This window comes from Nocardiopsis codii (assembly GCF_036327455.1).
In the GTDB taxonomy this organism is placed as follows: Bacteria; Actinomycetota; Actinomycetes; order Streptosporangiales; family Streptosporangiaceae; genus Nocardiopsis; species Nocardiopsis codii.
This window is the reverse complement of record NZ_JAUZMY010000001.1, coordinates 136,212-154,873: the sequence shown is the minus strand read 5'-3', so window position 1 is coordinate 154,873 and position 18,662 is coordinate 136,212. Positions and strand designations below refer to the sequence as shown.

13 protein-coding genes are annotated in these 18,662 nt (G+C 73.8%); 3 read left to right on the top strand and 10 right to left on the bottom strand.

The genetic code is table 11. The features are described from left to right. The first annotated feature begins 135 nt into the window (after positions 1-135). Together Q8791_RS00620 and Q8791_RS00615 are read left to right on the top strand one after the other, a co-directional pair. Complete coding sequence (locus tag Q8791_RS00620) at positions 136-2,166, top strand: glycosyltransferase (protein WP_330089556.1); 2,031 nt, start codon at positions 136-138, stop codon at positions 2,164-2,166. After that, positions 2,163-3,848, top strand: a complete 1,686-nt coding sequence (locus Q8791_RS00615) for a glycosyltransferase family 2 protein (protein ID WP_330089555.1) — start codon at positions 2,163-2,165, stop codon at positions 3,846-3,848. Before Q8791_RS00620 ends, Q8791_RS00615 begins: the two co-directional genes overlap by 4 nt. A 78-nt stretch (positions 3,849-3,926) precedes the next feature. Here the strand turns inward: Q8791_RS00615 and Q8791_RS00610 are convergent, their stop codons facing one another. From Q8791_RS00610 to Q8791_RS00595, 4 genes are all read right to left on the bottom strand, one after another. Further along, entirely contained in the window at positions 3,927-4,382 is a 456-nt protein-coding gene (locus tag Q8791_RS00610; RefSeq protein WP_330089554.1) for a MaoC family dehydratase, read from the bottom strand. A 173-nt stretch (positions 4,383-4,555) separates the two neighbouring features. Further along, positions 4,556-5,710, bottom strand: a complete 1,155-nt coding sequence (locus Q8791_RS00605; RefSeq protein ID WP_330089553.1) for an enolase C-terminal domain-like protein — start codon at positions 5,708-5,710, stop codon at positions 4,556-4,558. A gap of 421 nt (positions 5,711-6,131) precedes the next feature. Next, on the bottom strand, positions 6,132-7,253 hold the full coding sequence (gene ald, locus Q8791_RS00600) for an alanine dehydrogenase (protein ID WP_330089552.1): 1,122 nt from the start codon (positions 7,251-7,253) through the stop codon (positions 6,132-6,134). Positions 7,254-7,430: 177 nt separating this feature from the next. Further along, positions 7,431-8,660: an amidohydrolase family protein gene (locus Q8791_RS00595; RefSeq protein ID WP_330089551.1), complete on the bottom strand. Its 1,230-nt coding sequence runs from the start codon at positions 8,658-8,660 to the stop codon at positions 7,431-7,433. Between the two features lie 403 nt (positions 8,661-9,063). Between Q8791_RS00595 and Q8791_RS00590 the strand changes: the two genes are divergently transcribed. Beyond that, on the top strand, positions 9,064-11,283 hold the full coding sequence (locus Q8791_RS00590) for a cytochrome c oxidase assembly protein (protein ID WP_330089550.1): 2,220 nt from the start codon (positions 9,064-9,066) through the stop codon (positions 11,281-11,283). 202 nt (positions 11,284-11,485) lie between these two features. Here the strand turns inward: Q8791_RS00590 and Q8791_RS00585 are convergent, their stop codons facing one another. From Q8791_RS00585 to Q8791_RS00560, 6 genes are all read right to left on the bottom strand, one after another. Then, positions 11,486-11,914, bottom strand: coding sequence for a hypothetical protein (locus Q8791_RS00585; RefSeq protein ID WP_330089549.1), 429 nt, complete (start codon positions 11,912-11,914; stop codon positions 11,486-11,488). 110 nt (positions 11,915-12,024) lie between these two features. After that, on the bottom strand, positions 12,025-15,054 hold the full coding sequence (locus Q8791_RS00580) for an SMC family ATPase (RefSeq protein WP_330089548.1): 3,030 nt from the start codon (positions 15,052-15,054) through the stop codon (positions 12,025-12,027). After that, positions 15,054-16,211, bottom strand: a complete 1,158-nt coding sequence (locus Q8791_RS00575; protein ID WP_330089547.1) for an exonuclease SbcCD subunit D — start codon at positions 16,209-16,211, stop codon at positions 15,054-15,056. Before Q8791_RS00575 ends, Q8791_RS00580 begins: the two co-directional genes overlap by 1 nt. Before the next feature lie 61 nt (positions 16,212-16,272). Further along, positions 16,273-16,932: an O-methyltransferase gene (locus tag Q8791_RS00570; RefSeq protein ID WP_330089546.1), complete on the bottom strand. Its 660-nt coding sequence runs from the start codon at positions 16,930-16,932 to the stop codon at positions 16,273-16,275. Positions 16,933-17,039: 107 nt separating this feature from the next. Further along, on the bottom strand, positions 17,040-17,540 hold the full coding sequence (locus Q8791_RS00565; RefSeq protein WP_330089545.1) for a beta-class carbonic anhydrase: 501 nt from the start codon (positions 17,538-17,540) through the stop codon (positions 17,040-17,042). A 375-nt stretch (positions 17,541-17,915) separates the two neighbouring features. After that, entirely contained in the window at positions 17,916-18,629 is a 714-nt protein-coding gene (locus Q8791_RS00560) for a metal-dependent hydrolase (RefSeq protein WP_330089544.1), read from the bottom strand. Positions 18,630-18,662 lie beyond the last annotated feature (33 nt).

The window sequence follows — 18,662 nt, the reverse complement described above, 5'->3', positions numbered from 1 at the left end:
ATCGGGAGCCCAATCAGTCACGACACGCAGTCGTTAATGCACTCAGAGTGATCATATTGGTTACTCTGAGTCGCAGTGACCACCACGCGTCCGACGGGCTCCCGCCCCGCGCTCCCAACTCATCGAGGTCGCCCGATGATCACCACCGCCATCAGCCAGGCCCTGCGCACACGCGGTGACGAGCGCGCCGTGCTGTGCCGTATCGGGGCAGGGGGCACGGCCCTCGACGAACTCGACTCCCTCCGGCTGCGGTCGGACGATCTCCTCCTCGACCTGGGGGCCCACCCCGTGGGAGGTCCGGCCGACCCCGGCGGAGCGGTCGACGAGGACGGCTCCCGCTCCGCGGTCGGCCTCGTGGCCGTCGTCGCGGCCAGCCTCACCGACCTGCGCAGGGCCGTCACCCTCGCAGCGCACCTGCCCCGGGCCGTCCACCTCCTGGTGGCCGTGGAGCACATCCCCGGACACCACGGCGTCCTCGTCCCGTCCCCACCCGGGATCGAGGAGTGGAACGACCTGCACGAACTGCGGGTGCGCAAGGCCGAGAAGGGGGGATGGCTCTGCGAACTCTTCTTCCCCAGCGGTACCGAGGTCGCGCCGGCCCTGGCCGCGATCTTCCACGGCGGTCGCGGACGCCGGAGGGGGCCCGGTAGCGGGCTCCAGGCCGGACTCCACGGGCCGCAGGCGCACTTGTGGCGCCCGGGGGACCCTTCCGCCACACCCGTCGGCGCGGCGGGACCGGTGCCCCTGATCCGGGTGACGCCCGCCGCCGACCTGGTGCTGCGCACCCAGGACGGCGCCGCCCTCCCCCTGTGGGAGGACGTGGCGGTCCCCGCCCTGGACCGCTCCACCACCGGGGCGGGCTCCTGGGAGTCCCTGGTCGACGCCGGCGGCACGTCCGCCGCGCTCCGCGTCCGGGGCCCCGACCCCGTGACCGCCATCGCCCCGATCGACGAACGCCTCGTCAACCCCATGGGATTCAACAAGAAGACCAAGGGCCCGGTGGGCGACCTGACCGTCGACGGGGAGCACGCCGTCATCCGCACCGCCGACGCGGTCCTGGTGACCGTGCCCGCCGACGGCGGCATCACCGACGTCGACCTGGCCGGGATCCGGGAACTGCGCGTCGTCCGGGTGGACTGGTCCGGGCACGCCGGACCGGCGGCCGCGGTGCGCGCGGTCGCCTCCCTCGCCGCGGGCGGGGTCCCGCTGGTGAGCGGCCCCGTGCCCGCGTGGGCCGCCGGGCTCGGACAGCCCCTCACCGACCTCCTCACCTCCGTCGAGGAGGACGACATGATCGACGCCCTGGCGCGGGAGGAGCACAGCATCCGGCTGCGCCGCGCCGCGCTGCGCACCCACGGGCAGCGGACGCGTTGGCGCGCGCTGGCCGCGGAGGTGGGGATCCCGGTGGTCCCGGACCCGCTGGTCTCCGTGGTCCTGTGCACCCGCCGCCCCGACCTCGTCGGGTTCGCGCTCGCCCAGGTGGCGCGCCAGCGCCACGTCAGGTTCGAGCTGGTCCTCGCCCTGCACGGGTTCTCCGCGGACCTGCCGGCGGTGCGGGCGGCCGTCGACGGGTTCGCCGCCCTCGGCCACCCGGTCACCGTCCACGAGGCGGACGGGGACAGGATCTTCGGCGCGGTGATGAACGAAGCGGTGGACCGGGCGTCCGGCACCGTCATCGCCAAGTGGGACGACGACGACTGGTACGGCCCCGAGCACCTCGCCGACCTGATGCTGGCGCGGGCCTACTCCGGCGCCGACGTCGTGGGCATCAGCCAGAACTACACCTACCTCCAGGAACTCGACCTGACCGTGTGGCGCAGCTACCGGTCGGAGTTCCCCAACGCCCAGGTGGTCGGGAGCACGATCCTCACCGACCGCGTGGTGCTGGAGGACGTCGGGGGCTTCCGTCCGCTGCCCCGGGCGATCGACAGCCAGTTCCTGCTCTCCGTACGGCAGGGCGGCGGCCGGATCTACCGCACCCACGGGCTCGGGTACCTCCTGCGCCGCGCCGGAGCCGGGCACACGTGGGAGGTGGACCTGGGCTACTTCCTGCGCAACCACACCAAACAGTGGTCCGGCTGGCGGCCCAACTCCCTCATGGAGGGGGAGGCCGGTGCGCTCGGCCGGGCCGCCCCGCACACCGAGCACTCGGAGGGACACAGTTGACCACCTCAGACAGCGCCTCCAGCAGGGAGGTGCCCGCCGACGGCAGTGTCGGCGGGCCGGAGGGGGAGGTTCCGGAGCGGACCTCTTCTACACCCGCGGCGCAGCCCCGGCTGCACCGCAACGACTACTCGCCGCTCGGAGTCCCCGCGTTGGGGGAGTGGACGCCGACCCTGTCGGTGTCGGTGGTGGTTCCCGCCCACGGCCATCCCGAGAAGCTGGCGATGGTGCTGGCGTCGTTGGCGGGGCAGAGCTACCCGGCGCACCTCATGGAGGTGGTCGTGGTGGACGACGGTTCGCCCGAGCCGCTGGTGCTGCCCGCGGTGTGCCCGGACAACACGCGTCTGCTCACGTCGGCTCCGGGAGGGTGGGGGTCGGGGCACGCCTTCAACACCGGGGTCGCCGAGTCGACGGGAACGGTCGTGCTGCGCCTCGACTCGGACATGCTGGTGTACCGCGAGCACGTCGAGTCGCAGATGCGGTGGCACCACCTCCTCGACTACGCGGTGGTCCTGGGCCACAAGCTGTTCGTGGACTTCGACCCGGAGACCATGAACCCCGCGTACGTGGCCGAGCAGGTGCGCGCGGGCCGCGCGGACGTCCTGTTCGACCGGGAGACCGCCGACCCCCACTGGATCGAGGAGGTCGTGGAGCGCACCGACGGCCTGCGGGAGGCCGACCACGGGGCCTTCAAGGTGTTCGTCGGCGCCACGGGTTCGCTGCACCGCGCCCTCTTCGACGCGGCGGGCGGGATGGACGCCGACCTGGTCCTGGGCGGCGACAGCGAACTGGGGCACCGCCTGGCCCAGCAGGGCGCCGTGTTCGTCCCGGACCTGGACACCAGCAGCTGGCACCTGGGCCGCTCCCAGATGCAGCAGGAGAGGGAGAGGGGCATGCGGTACCGGGGCCCCTACGTCGCCAACCGCGTCCCGGACTTCCACCTGCGCAACAAGCGTCCCGACCGGCAGTGGGAGGTGCCCCGGGTCGACGTCGTCCTGGATGTCGCCGGGTCCACCCTGGAGGAGGTGGACGCCACCGCCTCCGGCCTGTTGCGGGGGAGTACGCCGGACGTACGGCTGTGGCTGCGCGGTCCGTGGGGGGAACTGGACGAGGGGCGGCGTCCCCTGCTGAGCGAGGAGCGCCTGGACCTGCGGCTGGTGCGGGAGACCTTCCGGGGCGACCCGAGGGTGCGGTTCACCGAGGAGGAGCCGGAGGACGACGCCCGGGTCCCCTTCCGGCTCCACGTCCCCGTGGGCGCGGAGCCGCGCGCCAACGCGGTCGCGAACCTGGTGGCGCTGCTGGACCGGCAGGGTGACGGCCTGTTCTGCGCGCCCCTGCCGGGCGCCACGCGCGCGGGGGACGGGGTGCTGCGCCTGGAGCGCACGGCGGCCTTCGCCCGCGCCCGCCACCTGGAGCCCGAGGCGTCGCCGAAGGAGCTCGACCAGCTGGTGGAGGAGCTGTTCGGCATCCAGTGGTCGTCCGCGCAGGCGTTCCTGGTGGCCCCCGAGGCCGAACCCGTGGTGGAGGAGCTGTCTGAGGACTCCCCGGAGTCGCTCCGCCACCAGCTGCACCAGGTCAAGGTCGAGGCGCAGCGGCTGCGGAGGCGGGCGGAACGGGCCGAGCGCAAGCTGCGCTGGTTCACCCCCGATCTGGGGCGCCGGATCCTGCGCAGGTTCGCCCGCTGAGGCCGGGCCCGTCGGACGCGCCCCGGACCCCGCGGTCCGGGGCGCGTCCGTGCGGGCTCCGGGCGTCGGGAACCGGGGTCAGGGCACCCAGAGGCCGAGCGACTCGGCGACGAGGGCCGGGCGCTCCGACCCCTCGATCTCCACGGTGTGCCGGGTGGAGACCAGGTAGCCCTTGGGCGTCTCCGTGACCGAGACGATCTCGACGCCGTCGCGGATGCGGGAGCCGGACGTGACCGGCTGGAGGAACCGCACCTTGTTGAGGCCGTAGTTGATGGACATGCTCGGTTTCTCGGTGACCGAGATGATCGACTGGGAGAAGTGGGCCAGCATCGACAGGGTCAGGAACCCGTGCGCGATGGTGGTGCCGAAGGGGCCCCCGGCCGCCTTCTCCTGGTCGACGTGGATCCACTGGTGGTCCTCGGTCGCGTCGGCGAAGAGGGAGATCCGGTCCTGGCCGATGGTCACCCAGTCGGTGTAGCCCAGGTGCTCTCCCTCGGCTGAGAGCACCTCGTCGATGTCGGCGAATACGCGCACCAAGCCTCCACGGTGGTCGGGTCCGGGGTCGGGGCCGGACGGTGCCGCAACTCTACCTAACAGCGTTCGGTTTTGGGAGTGCGGAGCCCGGAGCAGCATGCGGGCCGCCCGGAGGGCCGGTCGCACGGAGCATCCCGCACCGGACCGCCGGGGCCGCCCGCGGGCGCACCGGGTCAGCGCCGGCGGCCACGGGCCTCGCGGGCCCGCTCGGCACGGACCTCGCGCGGCCCGTCGGCGTCCACCACCAGGGTCCGGGCGGCGCGCTCGGCCACCGCGGCCCTGTCCACCCCGTGTCCCAGCCCGCTCTCGGCCAACGGGATCGGCACCACACCGTCGTGGGCCCGCACCGGCGGGACCACCAGGTCGCGGTTCCGGCTCCCGGCGCCGGGCATCTCCACCGGCAGGGTCACCCCCGCCAGGGACGCCAGCGCCACCACGGCCGCACGACCGACCCCCGTCGCCGCCGACGAGCCGCACCACACCTGCCAGCCCGCGTCCACGGCGAGGTCCACCGCCCGCCGGGCGGCCGTCAGCCCGCCCAGCCGCGTGAGGTCCACGTTCACCGCCCCGCCGGCCTCGGCGCGGACCGCGTCCGCCAGGTCCTCCACCGACGACAGCGGCCGGCCCAGCGCCACCGGGGTGCGCAGCTCCGCGGCCAGGCGCGCGTACGCGGCCAGGTCGTCCGGGGCGAACGGGTCCTCGACGGCCAGGAGGCCCAACCCGTCCAGGGAGCGCAGCGAGTCCAGGTCGGCGGACGACTCCGTGTAACGGCCGCCGCCGTCCACCTGGAGGACCAGGAACGGGAAACTCGTCTGCACGGCCCGGACCACGTCGGCGTCCCAGCCCGGCTCCACCTCCAGCCTGATGCGCCGGAAACCCGATCCGACCTGCCGGTTCACCTCGGTGACCACCGACTCCAGGGTCACCTGGCGGGCCAGGGTCACCCCCGCCGTGAGAGCGGTGCGGTCGCCGCCGAGGGCGTGCGACAGCGGAGTCCCGCGCTGGCGGCTCCACAGGTCCCAGCACGCGGTGTCCAGCGCACTCGCCACGGCGGAGTCACGGGGAAGGTCGGCCCAGGCGTCACCCGCCTCGGTGGGGCGCCTCCAGGAGTGCCGGAGCAGGGCGGGGGCGAACTCGGCGGTCAGCGCGTCCCACTGGGCCGGGGTGGCGGCGGGGAGTTCGCCCCACCCGCTGACGCCGTCGTCGTCGGCCACCCTGACCAGGACGGGGCCGTCGGAGTCGGTGTTCCGCCCGCCGGGCGCGGGCCGCAGCCGGATCAGCTCGAGTTCGACGATCCGGGTCGCGGTCGCCGAGCCGGTGTGTGCCACGCTGTCCCCACCTCGGTGTTCGTCCTCCCGCAGGTCGTCCGTCCCAGGTGGGCGGACGCGGGCCTTCCTCCCGACCGTACCCGCGCCCGACCTGCCCGACCACCCCGAGCGGAGCGGTCCTTCCCACTGACGGGACCGGCCGGGGGTCCTTTGCCCGTTTCGGACGTGCGGGGGCGACCGCCCGCCCCGGCACACCCGGGCCGTCCAGCGGCAGGGGGAGGTCCGACCGGGCACTCCGTGCGGGAGCCCGGGCGGTTCCGGGGTCACCGGGCTCCGGAGGACGGGACCGGGCTCCGGGCCGGACACGGCCCCCGCGACCGGCCCGGGGACCCGCGAGACCCGGCGGGCGCGGACCGGGACGCCGTGGCGCTGCCGGGACCCCGCCCGGCCGGCCCCTCGCCGGGGCGCCGCTGCTGGGCGCTCAGCCGAGGGCGAGGATCTCGTCCAGCATCCGGTGCTTGAGGTTGTGCGCCTCCGCGACCGGTGCGTACACCACCTCGCCGTCGAAGGTGTTGAGTCCCCCGGCGAGCGCCGCGTCCTCGCGCAGGGCCCTGCTCCACCCCTTGTCGGCCAGCGCTACCGCGTACCGCAGCGTGTCCTTGGTCAGCGCGTGCGTGGAGGTGTTGGGCACGGCGCCGGGCATGTTCGCCACGCAGTAGAACACGGTGTCGTGCACGCGGAACGTCGGGTCGTCGTGCGTGGTCGGCCGCGAGTCCTCGAAGCAGCCGCCCTGGTCGATCGCGATGTCCACCAGCACCGCTCCGGGGCGCATCCGCGAGACCAGCTCGTTGGACACCAGCTTGGGCGCCCTGGCGCCCGGCACCAGGACCGCGCCGATCACCATGTCGGACTCCAGGACCGACTGCTCCAGCTCGAACGCGTTGGAGGCCACGGTCCTGATCCGGCCCCGGTACAGCGCGTCGATCTGGCGAAGCCTGTTCACGTTGAGGTCCAGCACGGTCACGTCGGCGCCCATGCCCACCGCGATCTGGGCCGCGTTGAGGCCGGAGACGCCCGCGCCGATCACGGTCACCCGCGCCGGGCGCACACCCGGGACGCCGCCCATCAGGACACCGCGCCCGCCGCTGGGCCGCTGGAGCGTCACCGAGCCCATCTGGGGGGCCAGACGTCCCGCCACCTCGGACATCGGAGCCAGCAGGGGAAGCGTTCCGTCGGGCAGCTGCACGGTCTCGTAGGCGATGCCCGTCACCTTGCGCTCCAGCAGGGCTTCGGTGCACTCGCGGGACGCGGCCAGGTGCAGGTAGGTGAAGAGGGTCTGCCCCTCGCGCATCCGGTGGTACTCGTCCGCGACCGGCTCCTTGACCTTCAGGACGAGGTCGCCCGCCGCCCACACCTCGTCGGCGGTGTCCAGGATGCGGGCCCCCGCCGACGCGTACTCCTCGTCGGTGATGGAGGAGCCCAGGCCTGCGTCGTGTTCGACGACCACCTCGTGGCCCCGGCCGACCAGTTCGTGGACTCCCGCAGGAGTGATGGCCACCCGGTACTCGTGGTTCTTGATCTCACGGGGCACGCCGATGCGCACGGTTCCTCCACTGGTATCTCCGTTGATAGCCCCACTGTGAACTGCGAAGGCGTTTTCACGCTATCGCCAACATGCATGTCTCTCCGCGTTCTTGTTGTCAGTGTGTAAGGGCGATGTGTGGGGTGTGACACGAGTACGCGCACGTGCCGCCCAGGATCCGCTGAGGTGCTCCAGGGGTCAGGGTTCCCGGACGCCGCCGGTCGCCGCCTCGCGTCCCGCCACCCACACACGCCGTACCCGGCCGGTCAGCTCCCTACCCGCGTAGGGGCTCGGATCCGTCGGGGGGACCACCACCTTGCGGCCGTGGTCGAAGGCGACCAGGTCCGCGTCGAACCCCACCGCGATCCGGCCCTTGCCGTCCAGCCGCAGCAGCTCGGCGGGGGCCCGGGCCGTCCAGCGCGACAGGTCCGCCAGGCCCAGCCCGCGCCGGTACGCCGCCGTCCACAACGCCGACAGGCTCCACTCCAGCGTGTACAGGCCGTGCGCCGGGAGGTGGCCGGAGCCGACCGTGGAGATCGCCGAGCCCTTCGCCAGCAGTGCGCTCCACAGCGCCTGGCGGTTGGCGTCGGAGCGAAGCGGGGGACGGCAGGCGTGCGCGGGCGACTCCGGATCCAGCCCCTCGGACGGCAGGCAGAGGTAGTGCGGGCAGGTGTGGGCCGTCATCGCGACGCCGATCGACTCCGCGGCGGCGAGCAGGGCGGCGCAGTCCGCCGCCGTGAACGGGCACACGTGCGTGCGCGCCCCCACCACGCGCGCCGCCGCGATCACCCGCTCCATCCCGCGGCGCTCGGCCCGGGGCGGCCGCTGCTCCGGCGCCACAGGCGGTGTCCCCAGCGCGTCGGAGTCCTCGGCGTGCACGAGCAGTACGGCGTCCAGGGCGGCGAGCTCCGCCATCGACTTGCGCAGCCGGGCGTCGCTCAGCTCGGCCATGTCCGGGGCTCCCCCGTCCGACAGGGAGCAGTGGAACGCCACCACCCCCGCCGCCTGGAGGTCGGCCAGGTCCAGCGGGCTGGAGTCCCGGGTCACCCCGCCCAGGAAGCGCACCGACACCGCGGCGCCCAACGCCGCCCGCTGGTGGACCCGCAGCTCCTCCGCGCAGGTGATCGCGGGACGGGCGGGCGCCGGCGCGGCCACCACGCAGGTCACCCCGCCCCGCAGGGCGGCCCCGCCCACGAGGCGGTACGACTCGGCCAGCCCCCAGCCGGGCACGTGCACGCCGGTGCCGACGTCCACGGCCCCCGGTAGCAGGGCCACGTCACCGAGATCGGTCACCCTCCGCGCGGACAGGCACGCGTCGTAGTCCGCCACGGCCTCGACACGGCCGTCACGGACGGCCACGGAGGCGGCCACGACCGCCTCGGGGGTGACCACCCGTTTGGAGCGGACCACGCTGTCGAACTCGGTCATCGCCGTCTCCTTCGTACGCTCGCCACGGAGAGTGCTGCAGGACCGCGGGAGGGACCGCGGGGGGAGAGGGGCGTCGAACGCGAGGAGGAGGGAGACCGTCGTCTCGACTGGGTCACGAGCGTAGCGCGAAGGGCTCGGCGAGAAGGGGGGAATCCGACAACCGGCAGACCCGCGTGCAAAGGGGAACACACCCGGGCGTGACCTCCCACGGCCCGGCTGGTCCGTCCGGGCGGGGATGAGGTCCGGACCCACCCAAGTCCGACATCGTGTAGTAGACGGTTTAACCTTGGTCGAGGTGTTCCTCCGTGCACAGCCCCTGCCGGAGCCGACAGGGCGGCGGCGAGGCGGTCACGGCCCAGGGCGCTGACCAGCCAACCGAACGACATCGACGACGGAGTGCCGCGTGGCTCCACTCGCTCACAATGCGACATCCTCCTCCCAGGAGCACCATGACGACGCTCCGGGCACGGGGCGGGTCCCCCTGTTCGCCGTGGCGGCAGCGGCCCTCGGCCTCACCGGGCTGAGCCTCACCCTCGTCCTCGGCGGTGCCGCCTTCCCCGAGGTCATCCCGGGCCTCCCCGACGCCGGCGAGGCCGTGCGCTGGGGCATGCCCCTGGCCAAGGTCGCGATGGACGCCTCAGCCGTCGTCGCGATCGGCCTCCTCCTGCTCGCCTCCGTCCTGCTGCCCTCGCACAAGGGCAGGCTCACCGCGCAGGCGGCCACCTACGTGCGCGGGGCCACCTGGGCCGCCCTCGTCTGGGCCGTCGCCGCCGTGGCCACCCTCTACTTCCAGGCCTCCGAGTTCCTGGCCAGGACCATCGGCCAGGTCAGCGTCGACGAGGTGACCGCCTACGCCGGATCGGTCTCCGGCGGCATCGCGCTGATGTTCGTCGTCCTGCTCACGACCGGCATCGCCCTCTTCGGCCGCACGGCGACCACGGCGACCGGCGGCCTCTGGCTGCTCGTCCTCGCCCTGGTCGCCACCACGCCGCCCGCCCTGACCGGCCACTCGGCCTCCTCCGGCGCCCACGAGCTCGCCGTGACCGGGCTCGCCATGCACGTCATCTCCATCAGCGTGTGGGTGGGCGGCCTCGCCGCCGTCACGTACCACGCGGTGCGCAGGGACGCCCAGGAGCCGTCGGTCGCCGCCCACCGGTTCAGCCGCCTCGCCCTGTGGGCCTACGTCGGCGTCGCGATCAGCGGCGCCGCCAGCGCCCTGGCGCGGCTGTCCTCCCCGGCGGAGCTCGTCACCACGGAGTACGGGCTGATCATCCTGGTGAAGATCATCCTGTTCGGCGTCCTCGGGGCGTTCGGCTACATGCACCGCGAGTTCGCCCTGAAGGGGGTCGGGGACTCCGCGTTCCTGCGCCCCCTGTTCCTGCGCATCGCGCTGGTCGAGGTGCTCGTCATGGCCACCGTCATCGGGGTGTCCGTCGGACTGGGGCGCACCGCCCCGCCTCCTCCGCTGGAGGGCACCGTCGACCCGGCCGCCGCGATCCTCGGGTTCCCCGTCCCGCCGCCCATGAGCGTGCAGACCCTGCTCACCCTGTGGCGTCCGGACCTGTTCTTCATCATGTTCGTGGTCATCGCCGGCGGCCTGTACGCGGCCGCCGTGACCCGGCTGGTGCGCCGCGGGGACAAGTGGCCCGTCGGGCGCGCCGTCGCCTTCGGCGCCGGCCTGGTGTCGATCGTCGTCATCCAGCTCAGCGGTTTCGCGACCTACGCGATGGTGCTGTTCTCGACGCACATGATCCAGCACATGACCCTGTCGATGCTCACCCCGATCCTGCTGGTCCTCGGCGCGCCCGTCACGCTCGCGCTGCGCGCGCTCAAGCCCGCGGGTCGGCGCGGGGACCGGGGGCCGCGCGAGTGGCTGAACCTGTTCCTGAACAGCCGCTTCTCCAAGGTGGTCACGCACCCGGCGGTGGCGGCGCCGCTGTTCGTGTTCAGCCCCTACGCCCTGTACTTCACGCCGCTGTTCCCGACGCTCATGAACGACCACCTCGGCCACCTGTTCATGGGCGCGCACTTCCTCATCACCGGTTTCCTGTTCTACTGGATCATTGTTGGCGTGGACCCGGCGCCGAGGAAGATGCCCTACCTGCTGCGCATCCTCCTGCTGCTGCTCGCGATGGGCTTCCACGCCTTCTTCGGCATCGCGATCATGATGCAGTCGGCCCCCATGGCCATGGATTTCTACAGCCAGTTCGAGGTGCCGTGGCTGGACGGGCTGGCCGAGGACCAGTACGCGGGCGGTGGCGTCGCCTGGGCACTGGGGGAGATCCCCACCCTGCTGGTGATGCTCACCCTCGTGGTGCAGTGGTCCCGCGACGACGAGAAGCAGGAGCGCCGTCGGGAGAGGCACAGCCGCCGCGGGGGGTCCGACGACGCCGACATGGACGACTACAACGCCTACCTGGCCGAGCTGGACCGCCGCTCGCGCGGCCTGGGTCCCGCGGGAGCGGCGACGGCGACCGCCGCCGAGCCGAAGACGGCCGAGCCCGCGGGGACCGCCGACCGGGTGGACCGGGACGAGCAGGGCGAGCAGCCCGCCGAACCGGAGCGGACCGCGGAGGTCGCCGAGGCCGGGGACGACGACCCGGCCCCCGCGACCGGCGGCTGACCCCCGGGCAGCTGATCCAGCCCGGGACGGGGGCGCACCGGAAGGTGCGCCCCCGTCCCGTGTCCGGGAAGGGCGGTCGGACACGGGGGCGCGCCCCGGCACCGCCCGAAGGCGCCCCGGCGGCGGGCGCCCGCACCGGCCCCGGAACGGCGGGCGCCCCGCGCCGAGGGGCGCGGGGCACGGGTGCGGGGAGTGTCCGGGGTCAGACGACCAGGGCGGCGACGGCCGCGCCCAGCAGCCCCAGGGCCAGGCAGATGAGCAGACCCGCGGCCAGGACCGGCGGCGAGGGCCGCAGCGACGCGAGGGCGGAGTCCCCGGTGGCCGCGGCCTGGCGCCGCGCCACCACGGGTAGCATCGCCACGTTCACCGCGTACACGACGGCCACCACACAGGTGGCCGTGGCGAACGCCACCCAGAAACCGGAGCCCGAGGACAGGGTGTTGGCGGCGGTGAGCGTCGGCAGCGCCACCAGCAGCACCACCGAGGCGACCCCGAACCCCACCCGCACCCGGGGTGAGGCCCCGCGCGCGCTCCCTGAGACCACGAGGAGAAGACCGATGAGGGCCGCCATCATGATGGCGCCCACGATTCCGAACACAGCGATGTCGACCAGCGAATTCACGCTGGTCATTGTCGCACCGCCGCGCCGGTGCCCCGACCCGGGGTGGGTGCGGGGGCCTTCGCCCCGGGACGGCCTCCGTGCGCTCGCCGCCCCGGGGCGGGGCGGCGCCGCCCCGCCGGTCAGCCGGTGTGCTCCACCCGTGAGCCGGACGGACCCTTGACCACCTTCAACCGGGTGGTGACCCTGTGCCGCAGGTCGGCCACGTGGCTGACCACGCCCACGGCCCGGCCGCCGTCCCGCAACCGGTCCAGCACGTCCAGCACCTCCTCCAGGGTGTCCTCGTCGAGCGTGCCGAAGCCCTCGTCCACGAACAGGGTGTCGATGTCGGCGCCGCCCGCCTCCGCGGCGGCGACGTCCCCCAACCCCAGCGCCAGGGCCAGCGAACTGAAGAACGTCTCGCCGCCCGAGAGGGTCGCCGGGTCGCGCTCCACCCCGGTCCACGCGTCGACCACCCGCATGCCCAGGCCGCCCGCCGACCGCGCCCGACCGTCACCGGCGGCCTTGTCCACCGTGTAGCGGAGCTCGTACCGGCCGTCCGACATCGTGAGCAGCCTGTCGTTGGCCGCCGCCACCACCTGCTCCAGACGGGCCGCCAGCACGTACGCGGACAGGCGCACGTTGTCGGTGTTGTCCCCGGACGTGCCGGCGGCCAGGCCGCGCAGCCCCTCCGCCACCGCGTAGCGGCGCAGGAGCGGTTCGCTGCCCTCCATCCGGCTCCGCAGCTCCCCGCGCAGGGCGGTCAGGCGCCGGGCCCGCTCCTCCAGCATGCTCCGCCACGCGACCGCGCGGTCGGCCGCCGCGGAGGCCAGTTCGGCCTCGGCGGCCAACGCGGCCAGGTCCGGGGCCGGACCGTCGGCGGCGAGGAGTTCGGGGTCCGCCAGTGCGGCCTGGACCGCGGCCAGCTCGTCGTCGAAGGCGCGGGCGCGCTCGCGCAGCGCGCGCCTGCCCGGTTCGTCCACGGCGGACTCCCACACCTCGGCCTCGTCGGAGAAGCGGGCGTCGGCCCGGTAGCGCTCGGCCTCGGCGACGGCGGAGCGGTACTCCTCGGAGGCGCCGTCGCGGGCGGTCGCGGCCTCGGCGGCGGCGCGCAGCAGGTCGGCCTCCCCGCGCAGCCGGGCGATCCGCTCCTCCAGCCCCGGGTCGTCCCCGCGCGCCCCGTCCAGCACGGCGGTCAGCCGCCCGTGCTCCCGGACGGCGTTGTCCAGCTCGGTCGAGACCTCGGCCTCCGCCCTGGACAGCTCGCCCTCCCGGGTACGGGCACGCTCCAGCTCCGCGGTGAGAAGCTCCAGCGCCTCCTCCACCCGGCGCGACTCACCGGCGGCGGCACGGGCCTCGGCCAGGGCCCTGCCGCGGTCGTCGACCTCGGCCAGGGAGGACTCCGCCGTGCGGCCCTCGGCACGCTCGCGTGCCGCGGTCCGGCGCTCGCCCAGCGCCGCCACGGCGCTCTCCGCCTCGGAGCGGCGGACGGCGGCGGTGTCGGAGGCGGCCTGAGCCGCCCGCTCCTCCTCCGCGGAGACCAGCCCCTCGCCCGAGGGCAGCGCGGGGGACGGATGCTCCACCGACCCGCACACCGGGCACGGACCGTTCTCGACCAGGTCCGAGGCCAGTTCGGCGGCCATGTGGGTGATCCGCCGCTCACGCAGGACGAGGGCACGGTCGCGGGCGGCCTGCGCGGCGTCCACGGCGCGGTGGCGCCGCGCCTCGGCGTCCTCCAGTTCACGGCCGAGCCGGTCGTGCGCCAGGGCGGCCTCCCTGCGCCGTTCGGCGGCGGCCAGGGCCGTCTCGGCCCCCTCCACCTGGCTCGCCTGGTCGCGGACGCGCCGGAGCTCCTCCCTCAGGGACTCGGCCCGGGGAGGCAGGGCGAGGGCCCGGTCGCGCAGCCGGGCCGCCTCCTCGCGGGTGCCGTCCAGGCGCGTGGTGAGGGCGGTGACGGAGCGGCCCAGGACACGGCGGCGCTCGGCGTCGTCGCGGAGGAGGTCGAGGCGGGCCAGCTCGTCGCGGCGCTCCTGTTCGGCGGCGCGCAGCGCCCTCTGGGGACGGGCGGGACCGGCCTCGTCCGGGGTGTTCCGGTCGGCCGGCTCCGCGCTCGGGAGCGCCGCCGGGCCGATCCCGGGGAGCCCGGAGACCAGCGCCAGGTGGTCGGCGACCGCCAGTTCGGCCTTGTCCAGTTCGGTGCGGCGCACGTCACGGGCACGGAGGAACGGCAGCACCGACTCGGCGCGCTCGGCGGCGTCGAGCCGGACGTCGATCCCGGCCCGCCGGTCGGCGTGCCCGGCGAGTCCGGCGGCGCGGTCCCGGGCGGCGGCCAGCCGGTCCTGACGTGCGCGGGTCCGCTGCCCGTCGGCCAGGGCCCGCAGGGCGGACTCGCGGGCGCCGGTGAACTCCGCGGCCACGGGGACGGCGTCCGCCGCTGTGGCGCCGGTGACGGCGGCCAGCTCGGCCGCCCACGCGGACAGCTCCTCGGGCAGTTCCGGCGCGGCGGACCGGCCGACCTCGGCGATCCTCCCCGCGACCGAGCGCACCTCGTCGTCGGCGGACTCCACGTCCCGGCGCAGTCTGTTGGCGTGGCCCTTGAACCACTCCTCGACGTCGCGGAACACGCGGGTGTTGAAGATCCGCTCCAGGGAGTCGCGCCGTTCGTCCGACTTGGCGCGCAGGAACCGGGCGAAGTCTCCCTGGGGGAGCATCGCGACCTGGCAGAACTGGTCGAGGGTGAGCCCGACCAGGTCGCCGACGAACTGCCCGGCCTCGTCCGGGCGGGTGGTGACGTCCGTCCAGCGGCCGTCGGCGTGTTCGAGGACCAGGACCTTCGCGTTCTCCAGCTTGGTGCCGGTGCCGCGCTTCTTGGGCCGCTCCCACCGGGGGCTGCGCTCGATGCGGACGCGGCGGCCCCTGACCGTGAACTCCAGCGTGACCAGGGGGCGCCGGTCCGGCGGGGCGTGGTCGCTCCTGGGGGAGCGGTCCCTCCCGCGGGCCCCGGGGACGCTGCCGTACAGGGCGAAGCACACCGCGTCCAGCACGGAGGTCTTGCCCGCGCCGGTGGGGCCGTGGACGAGGAAGAGGCCTCCCGCGCCGAGCCGGTCGAAGTCGACCCTCTCGGTTCCCGCGAACGGGCCGAAGGCCTGGAGGGTGAGGGAGTGCAGGCGCATCAGCGCATCCCCTCCTGGAGACGGATCTGCTCGATCGCGGTGTTCACGAGGGCTTCCTCCTCGGGGGTGGCGGGGGTGCCCCGGGCCCACTCGACGAAGTCGGCGACCACCTCGCGCTCACTGCGGTCGGCGACGGAGGCGGCGACCGGCCGGGTGTCGGGGGCGCCGCCCTCGGGGGCGAAGTCCAGGACCAGGGTGTGCGGGAAGCGCTCGCGCAGCCGGTCCATCGGGTGGGCCGGGCGGCGCGGGTCGGTGAGGGTGACCTGGAGCCAGTGGTCGGTGTACCGCTCCCATTCGGGCAGGGTCAGCAGGTCCTCGATCCTCCCCCGGACGCGGGCCAGCGGCCGGGGGACGGGCGCCTCCGCGAACTCGGCCCCCGCCAGGCCGTCGGCGTCCAGGTCCACCACCCAGTAGCCCTTGACGTGGCGCTCCTCGGAGAAGGAGTAGGCGAGGGGGCTGCCCGGGTAGCGCACCGAGGGGGTGATGGTCTGGCGCCCGTGCAGGTGTCCGAGCGCGACGTAGTCGACCCCCGCGTAGACCGACGCGGGGACGTGGGACGCGCCTCCGACGGAGATGTCCCGTTCGCTGTCGGAGGCCTCGCCGCCGGTGACGAAGGCGTGCGAGAGCACCACCGAGCGGGTGCCGGGGCGCTCGGCCAGGTCGGCCCTGACGAGGTCCATGGCGTGTCCCACGGCTGCCGTGTGCCCGCGCTCGGGCAGGTTCCAGTGGTGGCGGGCGATCTCCGGCTCCAGGTACGGGATTCCGTAGAAGGCGACGGGGCCGTGCTCGTCGTCGATCAGGACGGGGGAGCCGACACCGTCCAGTGAACTGCGCAGGTGGACGCCGGAGGCGTCGATGAGGTCGGTGGCGAACGACATCCGCGCCATGGAGTCGTGGTTGCCGCTGATGAGGACGGCGCGGGCTCCGGTGGCGCGGACGCGGCTGAGCGCCCGGTCGAAGAGGCGGACGGCGTCGACGGGCGGGAGGGCGCGGTCGTAGAGGTCGCCGGCCACGACCACCACGTCGATCCGGCGTTCGCGGATGGTGCCGACGAGGTGGTCGAGGAAGGCGGACTGGGCGTCGATGAGGTTCTCCCGGTGGAAGGAGCGACCCAGGTGCCAGTCCGAGGTGTGCAGCAGGCGCATGGAACTGGACATTACCGAAGGTGCGCGTGATCCGTCGGGGAACGGGCGCCGCCCTGTGGACGGCCGGGGCGCGTCAGTTCCTGCGCGCCAGCGTGAGGCCGTCGCCGATGGGCAGCAGGACCTGGGTGACGCGGTCGTCGGACACCAGGCGGTCGTTGAAGTCGCGGATGCCCTGGACGTGCGCGGACGTGTCGTCGGAGTCCACGACGCGGCCGTGGGAGAGCGTGTTGTCGGCCAGGACCAGGCCGCCCGGGCGCAGCCGGGGGACCAGCTCCTCCCAGTAGTCCACGTACCCCTCCTTGTCGGCGTCGAGGAAGGCGAGGTCGAAGCGCGGCTCCTCGGACAGTGCGCGCAGGGACTCCAGCGCCGGTCCGAGCGTGAGCGTGATCTTGTCGGCGACCCCGGCGCGCTCCCAGTAGCGGCGGGCCACGGAGGTCCACTCGTCGCTGATGTCGAGGGCCAGCAGGGTGCCGTCGGCGGGCAGGCCCCGCGCGAAGCAGATCGAGGAGTAACCGGTGAAGGTGCCGACCTCCACGACGTGCCGGGCGCCGGAGATCCGGGTGAGCAGGGTGGTGAACGCCCCCTGCTCGGGGCCGATCTGCATGCCCTTGTGCGTCGGGAAGAGCTCTGCGGTCTCCTTCGCGAGGTCGGCGAGGACGTCGTCCACGGGCTCGCTGTGGGCGACGACGTAGGCGTGCAGTTCCGGGCTGAGGCCTTCTGTGGTTCGTGTCACGGTCGCCAGCCTAGGACAGGGGAGGCGCGCGGCCCAGTAGCCGGTCCGTGCCCGTGGACGCCCTCCCCGCGTCCGGCGGGCGGGGCCCACCCGCCGGACATCGGCGGTCACGCCGACCGGACGACCTCGCGGAGCTCGCCGGTCACGACGTCGTACACGAAGCCCCGCACCTGGTCGGTGTGCGGGATGAACGGGTCGACCTCGATGCGCCTGATCGACTGGAGCACGTCGGAGTCCAGGTCGGTGAAGGCCTCGGCGTCCCAGTCGGGCCTGATGCCGACCTCGTCCTCGATCTGCTTCTTGAAGCCGTCGTCGGTGAAACCCGTCATGCCGCAGTCGGTGTGGTGGACGAGGACGATCTCGCGCGTGCCGAGGAGCCGCTGGCTGATCGCCAGGCTCCGGCGCGCGTCGGAGGTCACCGCCCCGCCCCCGTTGCGGATCACGTGGGCGTCCCCCTCGGACAGGCCGAGGATGCTGTAGATGTCGAGCCGGGCGTCCATACAGGCGACGACGGCGAGGCGCAGCGCGGGGGGCGAGGCGTGGTCGCCCGGGGGGAGGCCCCGGGCGCGGGTGCGGGTGCGGGCGAGCAGTTGGTCGGTGGCGCTCATGGCAGACCTTCCGGGGCCGGGCACCGTGCGGGTGCCGAGGTGGACACGCAGCGTGTCGGCCAGGAGCCTAGTCCGCGAGCAACCGCGGGGAGCGGGAAACCAGAAAACCCGTTCCGAGGGAAGTTCCCACCTCGGAACGGGTGCGTGCCCGGATGCCGGGGCGCGGCGGACGCAGCCCCGGGCCCGGGGCTAGGCCGCGTTCCGCGGATCATTCCGGGCTCGCGTCCCCCGGGCTGCCTCTCGCTGCGCCGACTGCGCTTGGACAGCCAAACCCGGGCTGACCTGCGCTACTCGTCTTGCGAGAGATGGCCTGGAAGCCGCTCGCGTCGATCGGCGCAAGCGCCGAGTCAACCGAAAGCATCCACGGAACACGCCCTAGTACTCGGGGAGGATGGCGGGCCAGTCGAAGAGGTAGACCGAGCCCACGATGATGCCGACGGTCAGCAGCGGGGTCACGACCTTCTGCTCGACGGGGCCGTCGGTGACGAAGCCCTTGCCCTGGCCGATGCGCTTCTTCCAGAGGGGCCAGAAGATCGGCACGCCCATCTTGGTGACCATGTCGCCGAAGAAGTGCAGGATCACGCCGAAGGCCACGGCCAGGCCCAGCCAGGTGTAGTTGACGCCCGTGCTGAACAGCGCCAGCGTGATCCCCGCCGTCGCCAGCGCGTTGATGACACCGGACGCGACCCGGTTCTTGTCGAGGCCGAAACCCAGGCCCTGGAGCGCGATCCCGACGAGCAGGAACACGAAGACCTGGACCGCCATCTCGGACCACAGCGCCAGCAGCTGGACGATCACGCCCATGAGGATCGCGAAGAAGAACGAGTGCGTTCCCATGCGGTGCCCGCCGAAGAGGTACCCGAGCATGCCGCCCAGGACCTCGGTGACCTTGCCGTAGGTCTTGGTCACCGTCGCGCTCTTGTGGTCGAGGTCGGGCAGCAGAGCCGCACCCGCGCACACGAGAGAACCGGCGATGATCTCTCCTGGTCCCAGGTCGAAACTGAGCCCGAAGAATTCTGTGCCCTGGACGAGCGGAACGACCGCCATCCAACCGACCACGCCACTCAGTGCGTGCGAGTGCCCCATCATGGCGGGAACCGTAGCGGAGTATGCCAATCGCCG

Coding starts and splice junctions, on each gene's coding strand:
- Q8791_RS00620 (WP_330089556.1), top strand. CDS start 136: ATGATCACCACCGCCATCAGCCAGGCCCTGCGCACACGCGGTGACGAG.
- Q8791_RS00595 (WP_330089551.1), bottom strand. CDS start 8,660: ATGACCGAGTTCGACAGCGTGGTCCGCTCCAAACGGGTGGTCACCCCC.
- Q8791_RS00585 (WP_330089549.1), bottom strand. CDS start 11,914: ATGACCAGCGTGAATTCGCTGGTCGACATCGCTGTGTTCGGAATCGTG.
- Q8791_RS00580 (WP_330089548.1), bottom strand. CDS start 15,054: ATGCGCCTGCACTCCCTCACCCTCCAGGCCTTCGGCCCGTTCGCGGGA.
- Q8791_RS00575 (WP_330089547.1), bottom strand. CDS start 16,211: ATGTCCAGTTCCATGCGCCTGCTGCACACCTCGGACTGGCACCTGGGT.
- Q8791_RS00565 (WP_330089545.1), bottom strand. CDS start 17,540: ATGAGCGCCACCGACCAACTGCTCGCCCGCACCCGCACCCGCGCCCGG.
- Q8791_RS00560 (WP_330089544.1), bottom strand. CDS start 18,629: ATGATGGGGCACTCGCACGCACTGAGTGGCGTGGTCGGTTGGATGGCG.